At 32.6% G+C, this 19,013-nt stretch carries 19 protein-coding genes; 15 read left to right on the top strand and 4 right to left on the bottom strand.

Translation table 11 applies throughout. The features are described 5' to 3' along the window. The first annotated feature begins 6 nt into the window (after window positions 1-6). The 10 genes from V7056_RS12070 (at window position 7) to V7056_RS12025 (ending at window position 8,516) form a co-directional block, all read left to right on the top strand. Complete coding sequence (locus V7056_RS12070; protein ID WP_499702245.1) at window positions 7-654, top strand: HD domain-containing protein; 648 nt, start codon at window positions 7-9, stop codon at window positions 652-654. Next, window positions 651-2,540 (top strand): ABC-F family ATP-binding cassette domain-containing protein, encoded by a 1,890-nt coding sequence (locus tag V7056_RS12065; RefSeq protein ID WP_499702241.1) that lies wholly within the window; start codon window positions 651-653, stop codon window positions 2,538-2,540. Before V7056_RS12070 ends, V7056_RS12065 begins: the two co-directional genes overlap by 4 nt. A 163-nt stretch (window positions 2,541-2,703) precedes the next feature. Further along, window positions 2,704-3,093 carry a single-stranded DNA-binding protein gene (locus V7056_RS12060; RefSeq protein ID WP_499702240.1) on the top strand — a complete coding sequence of 130 codons (390 nt, stop codon included), beginning with the start codon at window positions 2,704-2,706 and terminating at the stop codon, window positions 3,091-3,093. A gap of 58 nt (window positions 3,094-3,151) precedes the next feature. Next, the gene (locus V7056_RS12055) at window positions 3,152-4,303 is read left to right on the top strand and encodes a conserved virulence factor C family protein (protein ID WP_499702238.1); all 1,152 of its coding nucleotides are present in this window, start codon (window positions 3,152-3,154) and stop codon (window positions 4,301-4,303) included. A gap of 4 nt (window positions 4,304-4,307) precedes the next feature. Beyond that, complete coding sequence (locus V7056_RS12050; protein WP_499702236.1) at window positions 4,308-4,736, top strand: BrxA/BrxB family bacilliredoxin; 429 nt, start codon at window positions 4,308-4,310, stop codon at window positions 4,734-4,736. Window positions 4,737-4,779: 43 nt separating this feature from the next. Further along, window positions 4,780-5,553, top strand: a complete 774-nt coding sequence (locus V7056_RS12045; protein WP_499702235.1) for a class I SAM-dependent methyltransferase — start codon at window positions 4,780-4,782, stop codon at window positions 5,551-5,553. A gap of 73 nt (window positions 5,554-5,626) precedes the next feature. Beyond that, window positions 5,627-6,421 (top strand): thymidylate synthase, encoded by a 795-nt coding sequence (locus V7056_RS12040; RefSeq protein ID WP_499702233.1) that lies wholly within the window; start codon window positions 5,627-5,629, stop codon window positions 6,419-6,421. Next, window positions 6,418-6,906, top strand: a complete 489-nt coding sequence (locus V7056_RS12035; RefSeq protein WP_499702231.1) for a dihydrofolate reductase — start codon at window positions 6,418-6,420, stop codon at window positions 6,904-6,906. The genes V7056_RS12040 and V7056_RS12035 overlap by 4 nt, the downstream gene beginning before the upstream one ends. Window positions 6,907-7,005: 99 nt before the next feature. Then, a complete protein-coding gene (locus tag V7056_RS12030) occupies window positions 7,006-7,662 on the top strand; it encodes an FMN-dependent NADH-azoreductase (protein WP_499702229.1) in 657 nt (218 codons plus the stop codon). 146 nt (window positions 7,663-7,808) lie between these two features. Next, entirely contained in the window at window positions 7,809-8,516 is a 708-nt protein-coding gene (locus V7056_RS12025) for a lysophospholipid acyltransferase family protein (RefSeq protein ID WP_499702227.1), read from the top strand. A 242-nt stretch (window positions 8,517-8,758) separates the two neighbouring features. Here the strand turns inward: V7056_RS12025 and ppsA are convergent, their stop codons facing one another. Together ppsA and trhA are read right to left on the bottom strand one after the other, a co-directional pair. Beyond that, window positions 8,759-11,362, bottom strand: coding sequence for a phosphoenolpyruvate synthase (ppsA, locus tag V7056_RS12020; protein ID WP_499702225.1), 2,604 nt, complete (start codon window positions 11,360-11,362; stop codon window positions 8,759-8,761). 396 nt (window positions 11,363-11,758) lie between these two features. Beyond that, window positions 11,759-12,385, bottom strand: coding sequence for a PAQR family membrane homeostasis protein TrhA (gene trhA, locus V7056_RS12015; protein WP_499702223.1), 627 nt, complete (start codon window positions 12,383-12,385; stop codon window positions 11,759-11,761). 146 nt (window positions 12,386-12,531) lie between these two features. Between trhA and iadA the strand changes: the two genes are divergently transcribed. The 4 genes from iadA (at window position 12,532) to V7056_RS11995 (ending at window position 16,547) form a co-directional block, all read left to right on the top strand. Then, window positions 12,532-13,701, top strand: a complete 1,170-nt coding sequence (gene iadA, locus V7056_RS12010; protein WP_499702221.1) for a beta-aspartyl-peptidase — start codon at window positions 12,532-12,534, stop codon at window positions 13,699-13,701. Between the two features lie 124 nt (window positions 13,702-13,825). Then, complete coding sequence (locus V7056_RS12005) at window positions 13,826-14,872, top strand: BMP family lipoprotein (protein WP_499702219.1); 1,047 nt, start codon at window positions 13,826-13,828, stop codon at window positions 14,870-14,872. Window positions 14,873-15,064: 192 nt separating this feature from the next. Then, window positions 15,065-15,253, top strand: coding sequence for a twin-arginine translocase TatA/TatE family subunit (gene tatA, locus V7056_RS12000; RefSeq protein ID WP_087999578.1), 189 nt, complete (start codon window positions 15,065-15,067; stop codon window positions 15,251-15,253). A 451-nt stretch (window positions 15,254-15,704) separates the two neighbouring features. Beyond that, window positions 15,705-16,547, top strand: coding sequence for a DegV family protein (locus tag V7056_RS11995; RefSeq protein ID WP_499702217.1), 843 nt, complete (start codon window positions 15,705-15,707; stop codon window positions 16,545-16,547). A 22-nt stretch (window positions 16,548-16,569) separates the two neighbouring features. Here the strand turns inward: V7056_RS11995 and V7056_RS11990 are convergent, their stop codons facing one another. Then, on the bottom strand, window positions 16,570-17,523 hold the full coding sequence (locus tag V7056_RS11990; protein WP_499702215.1) for an MBL fold metallo-hydrolase: 954 nt from the start codon (window positions 17,521-17,523) through the stop codon (window positions 16,570-16,572). Between the two features lie 173 nt (window positions 17,524-17,696). Here V7056_RS11990 and V7056_RS11985 point away from each other — a divergent pair, with 173 nt between their 5' ends. Beyond that, window positions 17,697-18,278: an SCO family protein gene (locus V7056_RS11985; protein WP_499702213.1), complete on the top strand. Its 582-nt coding sequence runs from the start codon at window positions 17,697-17,699 to the stop codon at window positions 18,276-18,278. A 101-nt stretch (window positions 18,279-18,379) separates the two neighbouring features. On the opposite strand, the gene V7056_RS11980 is transcribed toward V7056_RS11985, so the two are convergent. Then, the gene (locus tag V7056_RS11980) at window positions 18,380-18,862 is read right to left on the bottom strand and encodes an Hsp20/alpha crystallin family protein (protein WP_499702211.1); all 483 of its coding nucleotides are present in this window, start codon (window positions 18,860-18,862) and stop codon (window positions 18,380-18,382) included. Window positions 18,863-19,013: the final 151 nt, after the last annotated feature.

Here is a 19,013-nt window from a genome sequence, read left to right as displayed (position 1 = left end):
CAAAGAATGAAACAGCAACAAATTATATCCAACTTAGAAAATTATGTACGAAATATACATAGCGGAGATAGTAGTGGTCATGATTGGTATCATATCGACCGTGTTAGAAATTTAGCTGTACACTTAGCACGTAAAGAAAAAGCAGATGCATTTATCGTTGAATGTGCAGCACTCGTACATGATGTGATTGATGATAAGCTTCACACTGACCTAATCAGTCAGAAGGAGCAATTAGTTGAAACACTCTCTAATCTTTTACAGAATAGTGATCAAGTCAAAGAAATTATTTACATAATAGAAAACATTTCATTTAAAGGTGGAAATGGCGTCATACCAACTACAATTGAAGGAAGGATTGTCCAAGATGCAGATCGACTAGATGCAATAGGGGCAATTGGAGTTGCGAGAACATTTGCTTATGGTGGCAAAAAGAATCGTAGCATGTTTAATCCTAACTTTGAAATTAGAGAAAATATGACTTTAGAAGAATATAGAAGTGATCAAAGTTCGTCTCTTCATCATTTTTATGAAAAGATATTAAAATTAAAAGAATTAATGAATACGCCCAGTGCTTATGAGATGGCAAAAGAAAGACATTCATACGTGGAGAATTTCATTGAACAATTTATGAAAGAGTGGAATTTTACAAAATGAAAATATTAAGTGTAGAAAATTTAATGAAAACGTACGGCGAAAAAACCTTATTTAATGAAATTTCATTTACCGTAAGTGAAGGGCAAAAAATCGGATTATTAGGTGTTAATGGAACCGGTAAGTCAAGCTTATTACAAATTATTGCTGGTACTGAATCAGCAGATGATGGGAAAATCATTACACCAAAAGATTATGTAATAAGCTATTTACCACAGCACGAGGATTTTGATAAAAATCAAACCATTTTAGAGGCTGTTTTTGAAAGTGAAGATAAAATCATGATTTTAGTAAAAAATTATGAAAAAACTCTTCAAAAATTACAAGCTGATCCATTAAATGATACACTACAAAATGAGTTATTAACATTGCAGGCAGAAATGGATTCGAAAAATGCGTGGGATTTAGAAGCGAATGCAAAGACAATCTTATCAAAACTTGGCTTGAACGATTTAAACATAGATGTAACTTTACTTTCTGGTGGTCAGAAAAAAAGAGTAGCACTAGCGAAAGCTTTAATTCATCCTTGTGATTTACTGATACTAGACGAGCCTACAAACCATTTAGACTATGAATGTATAGTATTTTTACAAGAATACATCAAGAGACTTCAGAATGCTGTTTTATTCGTAACACATGATCGTTATTTCTTAGACGAAGTGACAACTGCTCTTTTAGAGTTATCTAATGGGAATATCTATCGCTATGAAGGAAACTATCAGTACTACATTGAACAAAGAGCGGCTAGAGAAGAACAGGAAGCTGCAACAAATGAGAAAAGAAACAACTTATTCAGACGAGAGCTTGCTTGGATGCGTAGAGGTGCAAAAGCAAGAACAACTAAACAAAAAGCTAGAATTCAAAGATTTGAAGACATATCAGGTAAAATGGGTCAACAAGAGCAAGTCGAATTAGAAATGAACTTCAAGCAAACTCGATTAGGGAAAAAAGTTGTTGAGTTTAAAGATGTTAGTAAATCATTTGATGAGAAAAAGATCTTAGATCATTTTAATCTATTATTAATTCAAAATGATCATATTGGAATTATTGGTGAAAACGGTGCAGGTAAAACAACACTGCTAAAAATGTTAATTGGTAAAGAAAAAGTTGATGATGGTGAAATTGAAACAGGTCAGACAGTAAAAGTAGCTTACTATTCTCAAATTCAAGAGGTTCAATCACCAACAATGAGAGTAATTGATTATATTAAGGAAGAAGCAGAAGTGATTTATACACCAGATGGTAAAACAATATCTGCATCGCAAATGCTAGAAACCTTTCTTTTTCCAACTCACTCACACGGTGTTCAAATTGGTAAGCTTTCTGGTGGAGAAAAAAGAAGACTATATTTATTAAAACTATTAATGACAGCACCCAATGTATTATTACTAGACGAGCCAACAAATGATTTAGATATTGATACATTAACAGTACTTGAAGATTATATAGAAAACTTTAATGGGGTTGTTATAACCGTTTCACATGATCGTTATTTCTTAGATAAAGTCACAAATAAACTACTAATTTTTGAAGGTAACGGGAAAGTTTCTTCAACGTTAGAGAGCTATACTGAATATTTAGAACGAAAAACAATTGAAGCAAAAGAAATCCAAATAGAAAAATCAATCGTTGAAAAACCAGTTTATCAAAAAGAACAGAAGAAAAAGCGCTTAACATATCAAGAGCAAAAAGAATGGGATAGTATAGAATCTGACATCGAGAACTTAGAAAGTGAAATCGAAAAACTAAATGAAAAGTTGTTAGAGGTCGGCTCAAACTTTGAAGAAGCATTTAAACTATCAAAAGAAATTGAAGAAAAAGAAGGACAACTTGAAAATAAAATGGAGCGATGGTCCGTTTTAAGTGATTTAGTAGAAAGTTTGAAATAAGGTGAAATATGATTTTTGAAATGCCAATTGTCTTTAACAGATTTGTTTTTACCTTTTAAATTGTAAAATTTGTTAAATAATATTATTTAAATGGCCATTTCCATGTTTTTACGAGCTACGTTTAAAAGTGTATTGTAGTAAAAAAAAAGAGGAGATGGTCATAATGATTAATCATGTTGTCATTTTAGGAAGATTAACTAAAACACCAATGTTACAAACTACTAATAGTGGAAGGAAATCATCTTTTATTAGTATTGCTACAACAACATACAATGCTCATAGGAAAAAAAACATAACGAATTATGTTTCCATTAAGTTATGGGGTCAGACAGCGGAATATGTTGTAAAAAAAGGTAAAAAGGGTATGGAAGTTTCAGTTGAAGGTATTTTAAAAACTTCAAGTTATGTTAACGAGCAGGATAAACAAGTTTTCGTAACTGAAGTAATTGCTGAGAATGTTCACCTAATAACAAGTCAATTTGATGAGACAGCTCAAAATGTAAGCAATTCAAATGCTTCTGAATTTGAACAATTTGTGAATGCATTACAATAGTGAGTTTCTCCTCTTTTTGATAAGATGATGATAATGAAAACAAGAAGAGGAGATCACGATGAAGATTAAATCAATTGAACCAACACCTAGTCCAAATACGATGAAGGTGTTACTAGATGAAGAATTACCATCTGGTAGTAGGAATCATTATTCCTTAGAGAATGTAGATAAAGCACCGGAAATTATTAAAGATATATTATCAATTGACGGCGTTAAAAGTGTATACCATGTATCTGATTTTTTAGCAATCGATAGAAAATCAAATGCAAATTGGCAAAATATATTACAACAAGTACGCAATGTATTTGGTGAAGAGGTGAATGACACAAAAATTGAGGATGAACATCAAATAGATTCTCATTTTGGAGAAGTTCAAGTATTCGTACAAATGTATCATAATATTCCTATGCAATTAAAACTAATTGTAAATGGAGAAGAACAAAGAGCTGCATTACCTCCATTTTATAAAGAAGCAATCATGAAGCTCACTTCAGCGGCATCTAATGTCGTATTTGAAAGACAATGGGTAGACTATGGTATTCGATATGGTGAGTTATCTACGATTGAAAAAGAAATAATTGACGAATTAACAGCTACTCATACAGAACAAGATATACAAACAATTGTAAATGAAGTTATGAATAGTGAAACAGCAGTAAAAGAAAACATTGAAGCTCCAAAATTCGAACCATTTACGATGGATATTTTTAGTGAAACAGACTGGAAAAAGAGATATGCACGTTTTGTAAAAGTGAATCCAACAATAGAAGATTTGCCACTTCTAGAAATCGCATTAAAAGACGAACATGTTTCAATCAGAAGGTTAGCAACAGCATATCTAGGTATGATAAAATCAGAATTAGTCTTACCTTATTTATATGAAGCATTAAAGGATAAAGCTGTAGGTGTTAGACGAATTGCAGGAGACTGCTTGTCTGATTTAGGATTTGAAGAGGCTACACCTGCAATGATTGAGGCTTTAAAAGATCCTAGTAAATTAGTAAGATGGCGTGCAGCAATGTTTTTATTCGAAGTCGGAGATGAAAGTGCCATCCCTGCTTTGAAAGAAGCAATAGATGATCCAGAATTTGAAGTGAAATTACAAGTTCAACTTGCTTTACATCGAATAGAGAATGGTGAAGAAGCTTTAGGATCTGTTTGGAAACAAATGACAGAAAAAATGAAATCTGAAAATAATAAAGGGGAATAAAACAATGAATGCATACGATGAGTATATGAAAGGTATCGTAAAACCAATGAGAGAAGAATTAACTTCAAACGGTTTTACTGAGCTAACATCTGGAGAAGAAGTAGAATCATTTATGAATAATTTAGAGGATACAGCTTTTTTCGTCATTAATTCTGTATGTGGATGTGCTGCTGGATTAGCAAGACCCTCTGCAGTTCAAGCGCTTTTAGACTCAGAAAAAAAGCCAGCACATGTTATGACTGTTTTTGCGGGACAAGATAAAGAAGCAACATCAACACTGAGAGAATATTTAGCTGATTTTGCACCATCTTCACCTTCAATGGCAGTTTTTAAAGGTAGAGAAGTAGTAGGCTTCATCCCAAGAGAACAAATCGAAGGTTCTAGCCCAGAAGACATCAAAGCAAGAATTCAGTCAATATTTAGCCAAATGTAAAAAAAGAGGAAATTTCCTCTTTTTTCTTAATGTAAGGAGACATATGATCGTAACAACTTGCCTAAGACCAACTTCATTACTAACGAAACAAGCACAGGAAATTGCAACAGATTTGCATAGTAAAACAGTAGCCAGAAAAGAATTTAGCTTAGAAGAACTATACGATAAGTGGAACGAGCCAATACTTGTCGTAGGAAAGAAGAGACTAGAATGGTATGAAAAGGGACAATCTGCACCATTTTTCTTCCATCCTAATTCTTCAGTTTTTAGAATTAGAAGACTCTTAAAAGGGGAACATGATCCTTTTTGTAATGCTAGTTTGTTATTAAAGGGTGATTCATTACTCGATTGTACACTAGGGATGGCTTCAGATAGTATTGTAGGGAGTTTTATAGTAGGCGATTCTGGAGTTGTAGTAGGACTAGAAAAAAGCCCAATTATTGCATATTTGACTTCAAAAGGACTCCAATCAAATCAACAAAATATCTCAGAATGGACGAGGATTACCAATCGAATTACTGTTGAAAATATCGATTATAAAAGTTATTTGGCAAATTTAGCTGATGATTCGTTTGATGTTGTATATTTTGACCCGATGTTTGAAACGAATATTGAAGCTTCAAGCGGAATTGCTGGGTTGAAATTACTAGCAAACTATGATGATTTGACGTATGAAGTCATTGAACAAGCGAAAAGAGTAGCCAGAAAAAGAGTTGTATTAAAGGATCATTTTAAAAGCGAACGTTTTAAAAAATATGGATTTACACAATTAATTCGAAAGTCTTCTGAATTTCATTTTGGTTTCATTGAAAAATGATTAGAAAAAAGCTTTTGAAACCTTTAAAATAAATATAGTTCATCGAAAGTTTAAAATGCTTAGGAGGGTCAATATGAAGCAATACTTAGAATTATGTAAACATGTACTAGATAATGGAATGACAAAAACAGACCGAACTGGAACAGGTACGATTAGTACATTCGGTTATCAAATTCGTTTTAACCTCCAAGAAGGCTTTCCTTTAGTCACTACAAAAAAGGTTCATTTAAAATCAATCATTCATGAGTTATTATGGTTTTTGAAAGGTGAAACCAATATTCACTATTTGCAAGAAAATGGCGTGAGAATATGGAATGAGTGGGCTGATGAAAACGGAGAATTAGGCCCTGTCTATGGTCACCAATGGAGATCATGGCAATCGATTGATGGATCAACAACTGACCAAATTTCAGAAGTAATTGAACAAATTAAAACGAATCCAGATTCAAGAAGACTAATTGTGTCAGCTTGGAATGTAGGTGAGCTTGATAAAATGGCTTTAGCACCTTGTCATTGCTTCTTTCAATTTTATGTAAATGACGGCAAGCTTTCATGTCAACTATATCAACGTTCTGCGGATATCTTTCTAGGAGTACCATTTAATATTGCTTCTTACGCTCTTTTAACAATGATGATTGCGCAAGTATGTGATTTAGAATTAGGTGATTTTGTTCATACTTTTGGAGATGCACATATTTATACGAATCACCTTGAACAAATTAATTTACAACTAACTAGAGAGCCAAAGAGCCTACCAAAAATGAAGATTAATCCTGAAATCAGAAATATTTTTGACTTTACATTTGAAGATTTTTCATTAGAAGATTATGATTCTCATCCGGCTATTAAAGGGGCTGTTAGTGTATGATTGCTGCAATTGTTGCTATGAGTGAAGGTAATGTCATTGGTATTAATAATGATTTACCTTGGCATTTACCTCAGGAATTGAAGTACTTTAAACAAATAACAACTGGTCATACGATTATCATGGGTAGAAAAACATATGAATCAATTGGGCGACCACTTCCAAATCGTAAAAATGTCGTTGTCACTAGACAGTCAGATTATGAAGCAAAAGGAGTAACAGTAATCAATAATCTACAAGAATATTTGAACGAACATAAGGAAGAAGTGCTATTTGTAATTGGTGGGGCAGAATTATTTAATATGGCTTTTCCCTATTTTGATACATTATATATAACTGAAATTCACCATCAATTTGAAGGTGATACTTTCTTTCCTGAGTTCAACAGAAATGACTGGATTATCAAATCAAGATCTGAAGAACAAATTGATGAAAAATCAAAAATAAAGTTTACATATTTTGTTTATGAAAAACTGTTGACATCTTGAATTAAAGATATTATTATGAGGATAAGGGATTTAAACGTCCCTTTATTTTCTGTAATATATCTCGAATTAAAGATAAACGAAACTGAGAGGAAGAATAATATGACAAAATTACTTTACATTACTGCAAATCCAAATGCGATTGAAAATTCATTTGGTTTATCTGTTGGGGAAGCATTTATTAATGAATACAAACAAGTGAATCCTACACATGAGGTTGTTCACTTTGACTTATTTAAAGAAAATGTTCCAATGATTGATGGATCAGTTTTAGACGCATGGGGTAAATTAGGAAGCGGTACTGCTTTTGGAGATCTAAGTGCTGAACAACAAGAAAAGATTGCGGCAATGGGAAAAAATCTTGAGTTATTCTCACAAGCTGACGAATATGTATTCGTAACACCATTATGGAACTTTAGTTTCCCAGCTGTTGTGAAAAACTTTATCGATAACTTTACTGTTGCTGGCCAAACTTTTAAATATACTGAAAATGGTCCAATCGGATTATTAGAAAACAAAAAAGCATTACACATTCAAGCTAGTGGTGGTGTTTATTCAGAAGGTCCTGGAGCAGCAATCGACTTCAGTAGCTCATTCTTAAAAAATGCATTAAACTTTGTTGGTGTATCTGATGTAACAACACTTTTCGTTGAAGGAATGGCAGCAATGCCAGACAAAGCAGCTGATATTAAAGCTGACGCAATCGAAAAAGCAAAAGTAGTAGCAAGAGATTTTAGTGCGGTTAAAGTTTCAAACTAAAGATAATTTATTTAAAGGGAATCGGTTGTAAAAGCCGATTCCTTTTTATATTTTTTTATGTAAATTCAGTATAAAATGGTAAATGCTTTTCAAGTGTTGGTGCATTTTGTATAATAGTTAACATATTCAATTTACGGAGGAATAATATGTTTCGCACAATATATGCTGCAACGCGTATCGTCGCTGGTGTGATAGAGGCTAAGCTTAAATTACCAGCAGTTAAAAAATTACCAAAAGAGTTACCTGTACATGAAAGAGATCGAAAAATGCACGAATTCCCAGATTATTTTGGAAAAATGATGATCGGATGCACAGGTAGTAAAGTTACGGTCGAAGGATTAGAAAATATTCCAAAGGACCAGTCAGTTTTATTTGTAAGTAATCATCAGAGTAATTTTGATATTCCTTTACTATTAGGTTATTTAAATAAACCAATCGGCTTTATTGCAAAAAAGGAAATAACAAAATTACCGATCGTTCCACATTGGATGGAACAAATGCATTGCGTTTTTATGGATAGAAGTGATCGTAGACAATCATTAATGGCGATAAAAGACGGTGTAGAAAAATTGAAAAATGGCCATTCATTAGTCATTTTCCCTGAAGGTACAAGAAGTAAAGGAAGTCAAATGGGGGAATTTAAGTCAGGTAGCCTTCATCTAGCTACAAAATCAGGCGTTCCTGTAATCCCTATAAGAATCGAAGGAACTTACAATATTTTAGAGGCAAATGGTAATAGAATTAAACCCGCTAATGTTACTTTGAAAGTGTTCCCACCAGTTTATCCTGAACAAATCGGTATGAAAGATGCAAAGGAACTAACAAACTATATAAAAGATATAATAGAACAATAATTAAAAATACCTATCGTTACTCGGTTTCGCTTGAGTGAAAAACTTTAAATTAAATACATTTTTCAATAGATTTAGTAACATTGCTAATATTTTGATTATGAAGTAAAGGCATTGCCAGTTGGCAATGCCCTTTATTTTTCATACTCAGTTCTTTTGGAAATAATCATATACGTTAATTACATGCACAGCCTTTGAATAACTTTTGGAGCAGTGCTACTATTTTATTCTGGATTTATTTAAAGTTACAATATTTCGATATAACCATCTGTACCATTCACACGAATTCTTTGACCGTCTTTTATCATTTTAGTAGCATTTTCTACACCAACAACTGCTGGTAAGCCGTATTCACGGGCGATAACTGCTCCATGGGTCATTAGACCACCAACCTCTGTGATTAGTCCTTTTATCGACACAAACAATGGTGTCCAGCTAGGGTCAGTAAATGTGGTGACTAAAATATCTCCATCCTTCAGATCAGCATCTTCCATGTTTAAAATGACACGTGCACGTCCTTCAATTATTCCAGAAGAAACAGGTAGACCGACAATTGCTTCGTCAGGGAGATTCTCTCGTTTGTAAGCACCAGTAATAATTTCTCCATCGGACGTAATCACACGCGGGGGAGTCAGTTTCTCATATAATTTATACTCCTCTTTTCGTTTGGTAATGATTTGATAATCCAGTTTATTTGTACGTAAGACTTCTTGAAGTTCTTCAAGAGTGAGATAAAATATATCTTCTATTTCATGAACTACATTGGTGTGAAAGAGTTGTTTGGCTTCCTTCAGTAAAGATTGTTTATAAACAAAGTAGCGATTAATCATACCGTATTTTGGATATTCGCGATAACCAATGAAATTCCGGATTAGGCTGATTTTTTCATTTGCCTCTTTGGCTTTTAGATCACCATCTGGTAGTTGCTTCAATCGTTCTATTAACTCTTGCTCTTTCTCAAAAGCCTCTTTTCGTCCTTGTTCAAAAATCCGTTTACTTGTATTAGGTTCAAAGTTTTTGATGTTATTGAGAATCAAAGGGACAAGTGTAATTGGTTTTTCACTCCAACGCGTTTTAGAAATATCGATTTCACCACTACAACGCATTCCGTATTTACCTAGATAAACCAAAATAGCATCTTGGATTTTTTGTCCGCCTTCAAAATTAAGTAATTCATCTAAGAAATTATCATTTTTCACTTGTTGTAAATAATGAATGACCTCCGGATAAGGGCGAATCACATCTGCAACATCCAATAAAGCTAATCCCATTTCCGATGTAATATTGTTTGGTACAGATTGAGAAAGCGTATCCGCTACGTTTTTTTCACCTAACCACTCGTTCATTTTTTCATTAATCCATGTTGAAGCATTTATAGCAGCCATAAATACAGCTGTACTTTGTGGATCAAATAAAATCTTCTTTAATTGTTGAATATCCTCTTTTATAAATACTATTAAATCTGAACCAGATTTCGTTTGGATGTTTTGTTTTAATTCCTCTATTGATGCTTGATTCTTATGAATCAATTCAGACACAATGGTCGAATTATTCTCGAGTGGTACTTGTGAATCAGCGGAAGGAACATTTTTATTGGAACTCTGTTCTTGCTTATTTGGAAAAGATTTTATGAAATTTTTTCGGTCTACTATGGTCATAATAGCGTCTTTCATTAGCGGATCATGTTGTCCCATAGTATCTAAAAACTTTTCTCTATTGTCAGGTGAAGCCAACATGTGTGTGACATCAACAAACAACCTTCCACCAGCTTTAAACCTCGGACCAAAAGATGTTAACTGGTATATAGACATACCCAAAGGTTTTAAGGGGTCTGTCATCATTTGTTGGTGGCCGACAGATACATAAACATGATTTTCTTGATCACTTGGTTCAGGGATTGGGTATAAAGTAGTAATTGGCCGACTTTGAACAATATAAAATGTATCATCAACTAAGCACCATTCAATATCTTGAGGGGAACCAAAATAAGCTTCAATCTGTCTTCCTAAACGTGCCAGTTGAAGAATTTGTGGTTCAGAAAGTGTTTGAGACTTTTGGAGTTCAGGGGCGATCTGCTGTGTCTCTGTCCCACCTTCTTTACGAGCATAAATAGCCAATTTTTTGTTTGCAATCATCTTACTGACGATTTCATCTTGCTGTACTTTATAACAATCCGCAGATACCAAGCCTGAGACCAGTGCTTCGCCTAGTCCAAAGCTGGCATCAATTGATAGTAGCTTACGGTTAGAAGTAATTGGGTCAGCGGTAAATAAAATGCCAGAAGCCTTTGGGAAAACCATTCTTTGAATGATAACGGATAAAAAAACTTGTTTGTGGTCAAATCCGTTTTGCATTCTGTAGATTACCGCGCGGTCAGTAAATAGTGAAGCCCAACATTTGCTAATATGCTGTAAGATTGCTTCTTTACCGAAAATATTTAAATAGGTGTCTTGCTGTCCAGCAAATGAGGCATGTGGTAAATCTTCAGCTGTCGCACTAGAACGCACTGCATAAGCAAGCTCTTCACCATACTGGGAGAGATAGTTAGTAACTTCATTCACAATATTTGAGGGGATCTCTATTTCCAAAATGACTTGTCGAATCTGACTGCTGATTTCACCAATTTGATCTCGATCTTCTATTTTTAGAAATGATAATTGATCCAACAAAACATGGTACGATTCGTTTTGTTCGATGGCTTTTTGATATCCTACAGTTGTAATACAAAATCCTTCTGGTACTTGTATTCCTGGAATTTTTGATAATTCCCCTAAATTTAACCCTTTACCCCCAACAAGCAAAAGTTGTTTATTTTGAATCTCTTGAAAACCAAGTACCAAAGAACTCATTCAACATCTCTCCTAACCATTTATGTTCTATTGATTTTAGCAGTAGAAAATGAGAATAAACAGTCTATATTAACTTTTTTTTACATGGTATAATTAACTTAGGAAGAGATATAAAAACATAATTAGACCCTTTCAAAATAAAGTCGATTCCCCAAATGATTCCATCGAAAAAGCCACACGTTTTAACACACACAATAGTTTAATATCATTATGAAAATCCATATAAATCACATAATAAACAGTTGGAAGCATTTGTTTCTTGCTGTGTTTCCTGATCGTGTTTTTACTAAAGCAAAAAATAAGGAGATGCTAATTCATATTCGAATTGCATCTCCACCATAAATCTATTTATGTTTTCTAATTAAATTGAACACATTATTTTAAAATGAGATTATTTTATACTACAAACTTAAACACACATATATACATCGATGCACTTCCAAATAATACAAAAAGATGCCAAATTGCATGACTATAAGGTATTTTTTTTGCGAGAAAAAAGATTGATCCCACCGAATATAATAATCCACCTAATAATAAATAAAAAAATCCGTCACCTGTTATTCCATCATATATTGGTTTAATTGCAAAAATGATGAGCCAGCCCATTATTAAGTAAACGATAGTTGACATTAATTCAAAACGATCAACAAAAATAAATTTAAAAAAGACACCTGAAACAGCTAACGTCCAAATGATAGAAAATAAGGTCCAGCCTATTGTACCTCTCAATGTAACTAGTAAAAAAGGCGTATATGTGCCAGCGATTAGCAAATAGATTGCTGAGTGGTCTAATATTGTAAAGATCCGTACCATATTAGGATGACGAATGCTATGAAGAAGTGTAGAGCAAATATAAAGTAAAAGCATAGTTGCTCCAAAAATCGTAAAGGAAACAATATGCCAAGCACTACCATAATTAATTGCTTTTATGATTAATAATATCAAAGCGGGAATACTTAATATTGCGCCAATTCCATGAGTGATTGCATTTGCTATTTCTTCTTTCAGTTCTCTATTCATAAAATAGCCTCCTAAAACAAATGTGCTAACAAGTTCCTTCAAATAAGCAGCAGTTCCTAGTAGTTGTCCGATTGAATTTCTATAACATTTTATCATTTAAATATGATAACCTAAAATCAAACAATTATAACAATTCGGAGGATGCTATGATTCTAATAAAAAATGGTGTAGTGTACTCACCGACAGCAAAAGGCGAGCAAGATATTTTCGTTTCCAATGATAAAATTGCGTTTATACAAAAAGGAATGGTCCTTGAAAATACATCATTGCCTATACAAATATTGGATGCAGCAAATTGTTATATTGTGCCTGGCTTTATCGATTCACATGTTCATTTAATAGGTGGAGGCGGTGAAGGGGGATTTAAAACTAGAACACCAGAGCTATTACTTTCAGATTGTATTAAAAGTGGTATTACGACAGTAATTGGTGTTCTTGGAACTGATGGGACAACCCGTACAATGCCTAGTCTTTTAGCAAAATGTAGAGCTTTAGAAGAAGAAGGTATTACTTCATTTGTTTATACGGGCTCTTACCAAACACCTGTGAAAACACTTTTCTCTAAAATTGAAGAGGATATAATATTAATTGACAAAATAATAGGGGTAGGAGAAATAGCTATTTCTGATCATCGATCTTCGCAGCCAACGAAACATGAATTGGCTAGAATAGCAGCTGAGGCACGAAATGGTGGCTTACTATCTGGAAAATCAGGGGTCGTTAATTTACATATTGGAGATAGTAAATCTATGCTTTCTATGATTGAAGAGATTATAGACGAAACTGAATTACCAATTACTCAGTTTTATCCAACACATATAAATCGAAACAGCTATTTATTTGAAGCGGGTATTCAATATGCAAAAAAAGGTGGATTCGTTGATTTTACAACGAGTACAATTCCACACTTCATTGAAAATGGAGAAGTAAAATGTAGCGTTGGATTAAAACGTATGCTGAATAGTGGTGTAAATATTGAACAAATAACATTTACTTCAGATGGCCAAGCAAGCCTGCCAGATTTTGATGAGTATGGTGTATTACGCGGCATGAAGATTGGTAGAGTAAATAGTTTATATCAAGAAGTAAAAGACGCTATTATAAACGAAGGCATACCACTAGAGGAAGCGTTAAAGGTCATTACGAGTAATCCAGCTAGAATTTTAAAATTACAAAATAAAGGACAAATCAATGAAGGTTATGATGCTGATCTTGTCTTTCTTAATAAAAAGACTTTAGAAATAGAAACAGTTATTTCAAAAGGAAGAGTCATGCTACAAAATGGGGAAATATTAGTAAAAGGAACATTTGAATAAAGAAATAAAAAAGTAGGAAACAGAGACTTCGTTTGATAAGTCACTGTTTCCTACTTTTTTTTTACATAAAACATGATTTTCGTATTCATACTATAAATATTACAAAAAAATGAGGTGAAAGGTAATGAATAGATGGAGGACTGCATTCGTGGTAATCACTTTATTAGCAGTCACTACCTCTGCATGTGATGATAAAAATAATGCAAAAGAAAAATATAATATAGGATTTGTTTCAAATACTTATGGAATAGATGATCAATATTTTAATCAAGCATTTATGGAAGAAGGTATAACCAAATTTGCAAAAGAAGAAAATATGAGTGTAAAGAAAGAATACAAAAAAATTGATTCTACTAGTGAAAATAAACTTGAAAAAAATTTGAGAAAATTAGCTAAAAAAGACTACCAACTTATTTTCGGAACAGGTTATAACATAGATTATGCAGTAAACAATGTTTCCAAAAAATATAAACATACCAATTTTGCAATCATTGATTCAAAAGTCTACCAACCAAATACGGTTAGCATTCTCTTTAAAGAAAATGAAGGTAGTTTTTTAGCGGGAGTGATTGCAGCAATGAAAACGAAAACGAAAAAAGTAGGTTTTATTGGTGGTAGTAATAACGATTCGATTAACCGATTTAAATATGGATTTCTGGCTGGTGTGAAAATGACCGACCAACATGTTGAAGTATTCACGAAGAATGCAAATACTTATGAACAACCTAAAATTGGAACAAAAATAGCTGCTAATCTTTTTAATCAAGGTGCAGATATCATTTTTCAAGCAGCAGGCTCAACAGGGATAGGTGTCTTTAATGAAGCAAAAAATCGAAAGAAAGAGCTTAAGCAGGATGTTTGGGTGATTGGTGTAGACCAAGACCAATATCAACAAGGACTACCAGAAAATGTTACACTTATTTCAGTCGTCAAACGATTTGATAAAGTAGTATATGATGTTACAAAGCAATCAAAGAATCATCAGTTCCAAGGTGGTAAAACATTACTATATGGACTGAATGAGGATGGCATTAAACTTGTTAAAGCAAAGGAAAATATTGAAGATAGCATCCTAAAAAAAGTTAATTTGTATAAAGATCAAATTCAAGAGGGTAAACTAACTGTACCAGGTACTGAAGAAGAGTACAGGCAATTCGAAAAAAGTCTATAATTGGATATTTCTTTATTACTAATTTTAAATCAAATAATATTATTATGTAAACTAAGGAAACGAATATTATTATAAATGTCTAATTTTATATAAAATTATTTGACGTACGACAATATTTTTGACAATATTACTATATAAGGAAAGTAAGGAAAAAGTACTTACTTTTTATTCGTGGATGGAAGTTGGGGGAAAATAATGGCTAACATAGGTGTTCCAGGTTTAATATTAATTTTAGTATTAGCTTTAATAATATTTGGTCCGAAAAAACTACCTGAGATCGGTAAAGCTTTTGGGGAAACTCTTAAAGAATTTAAGCGTTCAACTCAAGGACTTACAAATGATCTATTAGAAGACAAAGACGACAAAAAATCTAGTAAATAAATGATTGAAACTCGGTATTTTACCGAGTTTTTTTATTTTTAAGGCTCTTTTCTAAATGAATGTTGGCTGTGAATTTGTGACTTTTAAGACAGAAGTTGATTTATAATGGAAGCTTCGAGAACCAGGTGATGATTTAGGAAGGCTAAAGTCACCCAAGCAACTTCCAAAAGTATGAGAAGTATTGCAAATGATTGCCTTTCAAGCGTTGGACAAAAGGATTCTCTGAGAGCGATCAGTACTCAATTAGTAAATTAGATCATAAGAACTAGGTGTTTTTCTTGCCACTCCACACAATTAAGACAAAAATTTGTAACAATTGATGACAATGTAGCCTTAACGACCTTAATAATTAATGTTTTGTTAAATTAATAATGTTATAATGAAATTACTTTGAAAAAATGATAATTGCTTTTTTAGGATTATGAGAATGATGGAAAAGAGAGATGTATAAATGTCAAAAATTAAAATTGTTACTGATTCTACGGCAGACTTACTAAAAGAAGATATTGAAAATTTACATATAAATGTTATTCCATTATCAATTCAAATAAATGGTGAAACTTATTTGGATGGTATTGATATATCCGCAAAGCAATTTATTCAAGAAATGAAAAAATCAAATGAGTTGCCAAAAACGTCACAGCCAGCAGTCGGTAAATTTGTAGAAACTTATGAGAAATTAACTGCAGATGGGAGTAAAGTCATATCAATCCATTTAACAAGTGGTATGAGTGGAACATATTCAACTGCTTGTGCAGCAGCTAACATGGTTGATGGTGATGTAACTGTTATTGATTCTGCATTTATTACACAAGCAATGGCATTTCAAGTTGTTGAAGCGGCGAAAATGGCAGATCAAAATGCAAGTGTTGAAGAAATAGTATCAAGACTTACAAAAATCAAGGAAAATACGTATTTATATATTATGGTTGATACACTAGATAATTTAGTTAAGGGCGGAAGAATTGGAAAAGGGAAAGCGTTTCTTGGCTCATTATTAAGTATTAAACCAATTGCTTCACTAGAGGGTGGCGTTTATTCTCCAGTTGGAAAAGTTCGTAATCATTCGCAAGTTGTAAAAACCTTAACGAAATACTTCGAACAAGATACGAATGGGAAAATAGTAAATGGTGTTGCAATTTTACACGCCGAAGCACCAGAATTAGCAAATTCATTAAAAGAATCAGTTCAAAAACTTACAAGTTTTCATATTCCAGAACCTGGCTATACGACACCGGTTATTAGTACACATACTGGTGAAGGAGCAATTGGATTCGTTTTTTATACAGAATAATTATGTAAACGTTTAAAGAAGCCTAAAATAAGGCTTCTTCTTTTTTAATTGAATTGATCAATGGAAAAATTGTTTCACCAAGTAATGCAATTGTTAATTGATCTTCAGGAATATGATTTTTATTCCAAGCTTTTTGTAATCGATCAATTGCTTCTTGTGGTGTATCATCTGCTAATTTAAACGTACCATAGTGCATCGGTATAAATTGATTGGCATTCAGATCTAGAAAAGCAGTTACTGCTTCCTCAGGAGACATATGGTCGTGCTTCATAAACCATTCTGGTTCGTATGCTCCTATTGGTATTAATGCTGTATCAATAGAAAATCTTTTTCCTATTTCTTTAAAGCCAGAAAAATAACCACTATCCCCAGCATAATAAATGCATTCACCCTTCGTTTCGAAAACAAATCCTCCCCAATGAGATCGATTAGTATCAAATAAAGTTCTTTTTGTCCAATGTTGAGCTGGAACAAATGTAATATTTAATCCACTAAGAATTTTTGTTTCCCACCAACTCATTTCAAAGACATTTTGATATCCACGAGTAGTAAATTTATGTTTTAGGCCAATTGGAACAAGAAACATTGTATCTTTTGAAAAGTGGCGTAATGTATTAAAATCCAAATGATCATAGTGTCCATGAGAAATACAAATCATATCAATTTGAGGTAATTCAGAAAGCTCAATTCCAGGTTTTGATAATCTCTTCGTAAATGCCATTTGATTTGCGTAAACTGGATCTGTCATAATATTAAATCCATTTACTTGAATTAAAAATGTAGAATGTCCAATCCATGTAACTGAAGTTTCACTTTTATTATTACCTAAGTAAGAAACCAACTTTTTTTCGATTTGAGGAATGGATTGACTATAATCTTTTCGTTTTTTACTTCTTTCAATTCTCCAACTAATAATATCCTTAAAGCTATTTCGATAAGCTGGTTTGTCATAATTCTCATATATTTTTTTTGACATAAACAATCATCCCTTCTAAAAGATTATTTGTTCATATGTACCATTTTACCTTTGGTTTGTAAAATTTCTTGCGCTAATTCTTAAAAAATTATTTAAATACGTCCAAATTGTTAGAAAGCTGGATAAGCATTTGTTACAATAAACAAGTACAACGCGACCTAGGGGGATATTAGATGAGAAAGTATTTTGTAAGGATGCCACTGATCTTAGTGCTTTGCTTAGCATTTTTAAGTGGATGTGGAAATAAAATTGAAAATCCATTAAATTGGGATTTAGAAAAATTTACATACACAAATCAAGAAGGTAAATCTTTCGGTACGGATGACTTAAAAGGGAAAGTATGGGTTAGTAATATGATTTTCACAAGCTGTGAAACAGTTTGTCCACCAATGACAGCTAACATGGCTAAAATACAAACGAAGGCTGCTGAAAAAAACTTAGATGTAGATTTCGTATCATTCAGTATTGACCCAGAAGTGGATTCGCCAAAGGCGCTAAAAACATATTCCGAAAAATTTAATGCAGATTTATCAAGCTGGCATTTTCTAACTGGTTATTCTCAAGCAGATATCGAATCATTTGCATCTGAGAACTTTAAAACGATTGTTAAAAAACCAGAAAATAACTCTCAAGTAATACATGGTACAAAATTTTATCTGATTGATCAAAAAGGTAAAATTGTAAAAGAATATAGCGGCGTAAGTAACGTCCCATTTGATGATATATTATCAGATATTGAAAAGTTAACTAAATAATACACTATTAAGCTTGCTTTTCAGCTTGCAAAAAATTAGTTCATAAAAAGAACACCAATTATTTAGTTGGTGTTCTTTTTTTATAGGCATATTTAATTTAATTAATCTAAAAAGATTTGTTTTTGATATTCAGGAAGTTTTTGACCTTTAATCACTAACATACCATTTTCATAGCTTGCAGTAGCAGTTGTTGCGTTTATAGGGAATGGTAACTTTACTATACGTTGAGATTGACTATAAGAATATTTTTTTATTGAATAATTTAATTGTTCATCTTTAACTTCTTGAGTTTCATCATTTTTCAAACCAATCGTTAAAATTGTACCTTCAATATCCATATAAATCTGTTCTTTACTAACACCAGGCAAACTTGCTTGAATGACTAATTCGTCCCCGTTTTCGATAATATCAACACCTATTGAGGAAAATACACCATGCTTGTGGAAGAATTTATCAATTTCATCAAATAAACCACGAATAGGTGAATGATCAATTAATTCGTCCACCTTTTTTAAATAATGTTGCAAGTCTACTGACTGATTTTGCTTTTCTTCTGGAGTGTTGTTTTTTTCTTTATCACTCATATCCATACCTCCTTACGGTTTGACTATCGCAGTATATGAAATTGATTCAAACCTTGTGCATGTATAGGAGATGAAACAGATAAAAACTGATTTTATTTCTGTTTCAAGGTAAAATAGTGTTAAACGATCTAATTGAAATGAGGTTTATATA

The sequence above is a fragment of the Bacillus sp. JJ664 genome (assembly GCF_036962205.1).
GTDB lineage: Bacteria > Bacillota > Bacilli > Bacillales > Bacillaceae_G > Gottfriedia.
This window is presented reverse-complemented; position numbering and strand designations above follow the sequence as displayed.

What these genes read in the sequence shown, in the direction of transcription:
- V7056_RS12070 (WP_499702245.1), top strand. Translation starts at nt 7, where the DNA reads ATGAAACAGCAACAAATTATATCCAACTTAGAAAATTATGTACGAAAT.
- V7056_RS12065 (WP_499702241.1), top strand. Translation starts at nt 651, where the DNA reads ATGAAAATATTAAGTGTAGAAAATTTAATGAAAACGTACGGCGAAAAA.
- V7056_RS12060 (WP_499702240.1), top strand. Translation starts at nt 2,704, where the DNA reads ATGATTAATCATGTTGTCATTTTAGGAAGATTAACTAAAACACCAATG.
- V7056_RS12055 (WP_499702238.1), top strand. Translation starts at nt 3,152, where the DNA reads ATGAAGATTAAATCAATTGAACCAACACCTAGTCCAAATACGATGAAG.
- V7056_RS12050 (WP_499702236.1), top strand. Translation starts at nt 4,308, where the DNA reads ATGAATGCATACGATGAGTATATGAAAGGTATCGTAAAACCAATGAGA.
- V7056_RS12045 (WP_499702235.1), top strand. Translation starts at nt 4,780, where the DNA reads ATGATCGTAACAACTTGCCTAAGACCAACTTCATTACTAACGAAACAA.
- V7056_RS12040 (WP_499702233.1), top strand. Translation starts at nt 5,627, where the DNA reads ATGAAGCAATACTTAGAATTATGTAAACATGTACTAGATAATGGAATG.
- V7056_RS12035 (WP_499702231.1), top strand. Translation starts at nt 6,418, where the DNA reads ATGATTGCTGCAATTGTTGCTATGAGTGAAGGTAATGTCATTGGTATT.
- V7056_RS12030 (WP_499702229.1), top strand. Translation starts at nt 7,006, where the DNA reads ATGACAAAATTACTTTACATTACTGCAAATCCAAATGCGATTGAAAAT.
- V7056_RS12025 (WP_499702227.1), top strand. Translation starts at nt 7,809, where the DNA reads ATGTTTCGCACAATATATGCTGCAACGCGTATCGTCGCTGGTGTGATA.
- ppsA (WP_499702225.1), bottom strand. Translation starts at nt 11,362, where the DNA reads ATGAGTTCTTTGGTACTTGGTTTTCAAGAGATTCAAAATAAACAACTT.
- trhA (WP_499702223.1), bottom strand. Translation starts at nt 12,385, where the DNA reads ATGAATAGAGAACTGAAAGAAGAAATAGCAAATGCAATCACTCATGGA.
- iadA (WP_499702221.1), top strand. Translation starts at nt 12,532, where the DNA reads ATGATTCTAATAAAAAATGGTGTAGTGTACTCACCGACAGCAAAAGGC.
- V7056_RS12005 (WP_499702219.1), top strand. Translation starts at nt 13,826, where the DNA reads ATGAATAGATGGAGGACTGCATTCGTGGTAATCACTTTATTAGCAGTC.
- V7056_RS11995 (WP_499702217.1), top strand. Translation starts at nt 15,705, where the DNA reads ATGTCAAAAATTAAAATTGTTACTGATTCTACGGCAGACTTACTAAAA.
- V7056_RS11990 (WP_499702215.1), bottom strand. Translation starts at nt 17,523, where the DNA reads ATGTCAAAAAAAATATATGAGAATTATGACAAACCAGCTTATCGAAAT.
- V7056_RS11985 (WP_499702213.1), top strand. Translation starts at nt 17,697, where the DNA reads ATGAGAAAGTATTTTGTAAGGATGCCACTGATCTTAGTGCTTTGCTTA.
- V7056_RS11980 (WP_499702211.1), bottom strand. Translation starts at nt 18,862, where the DNA reads ATGAGTGATAAAGAAAAAAACAACACTCCAGAAGAAAAGCAAAATCAG.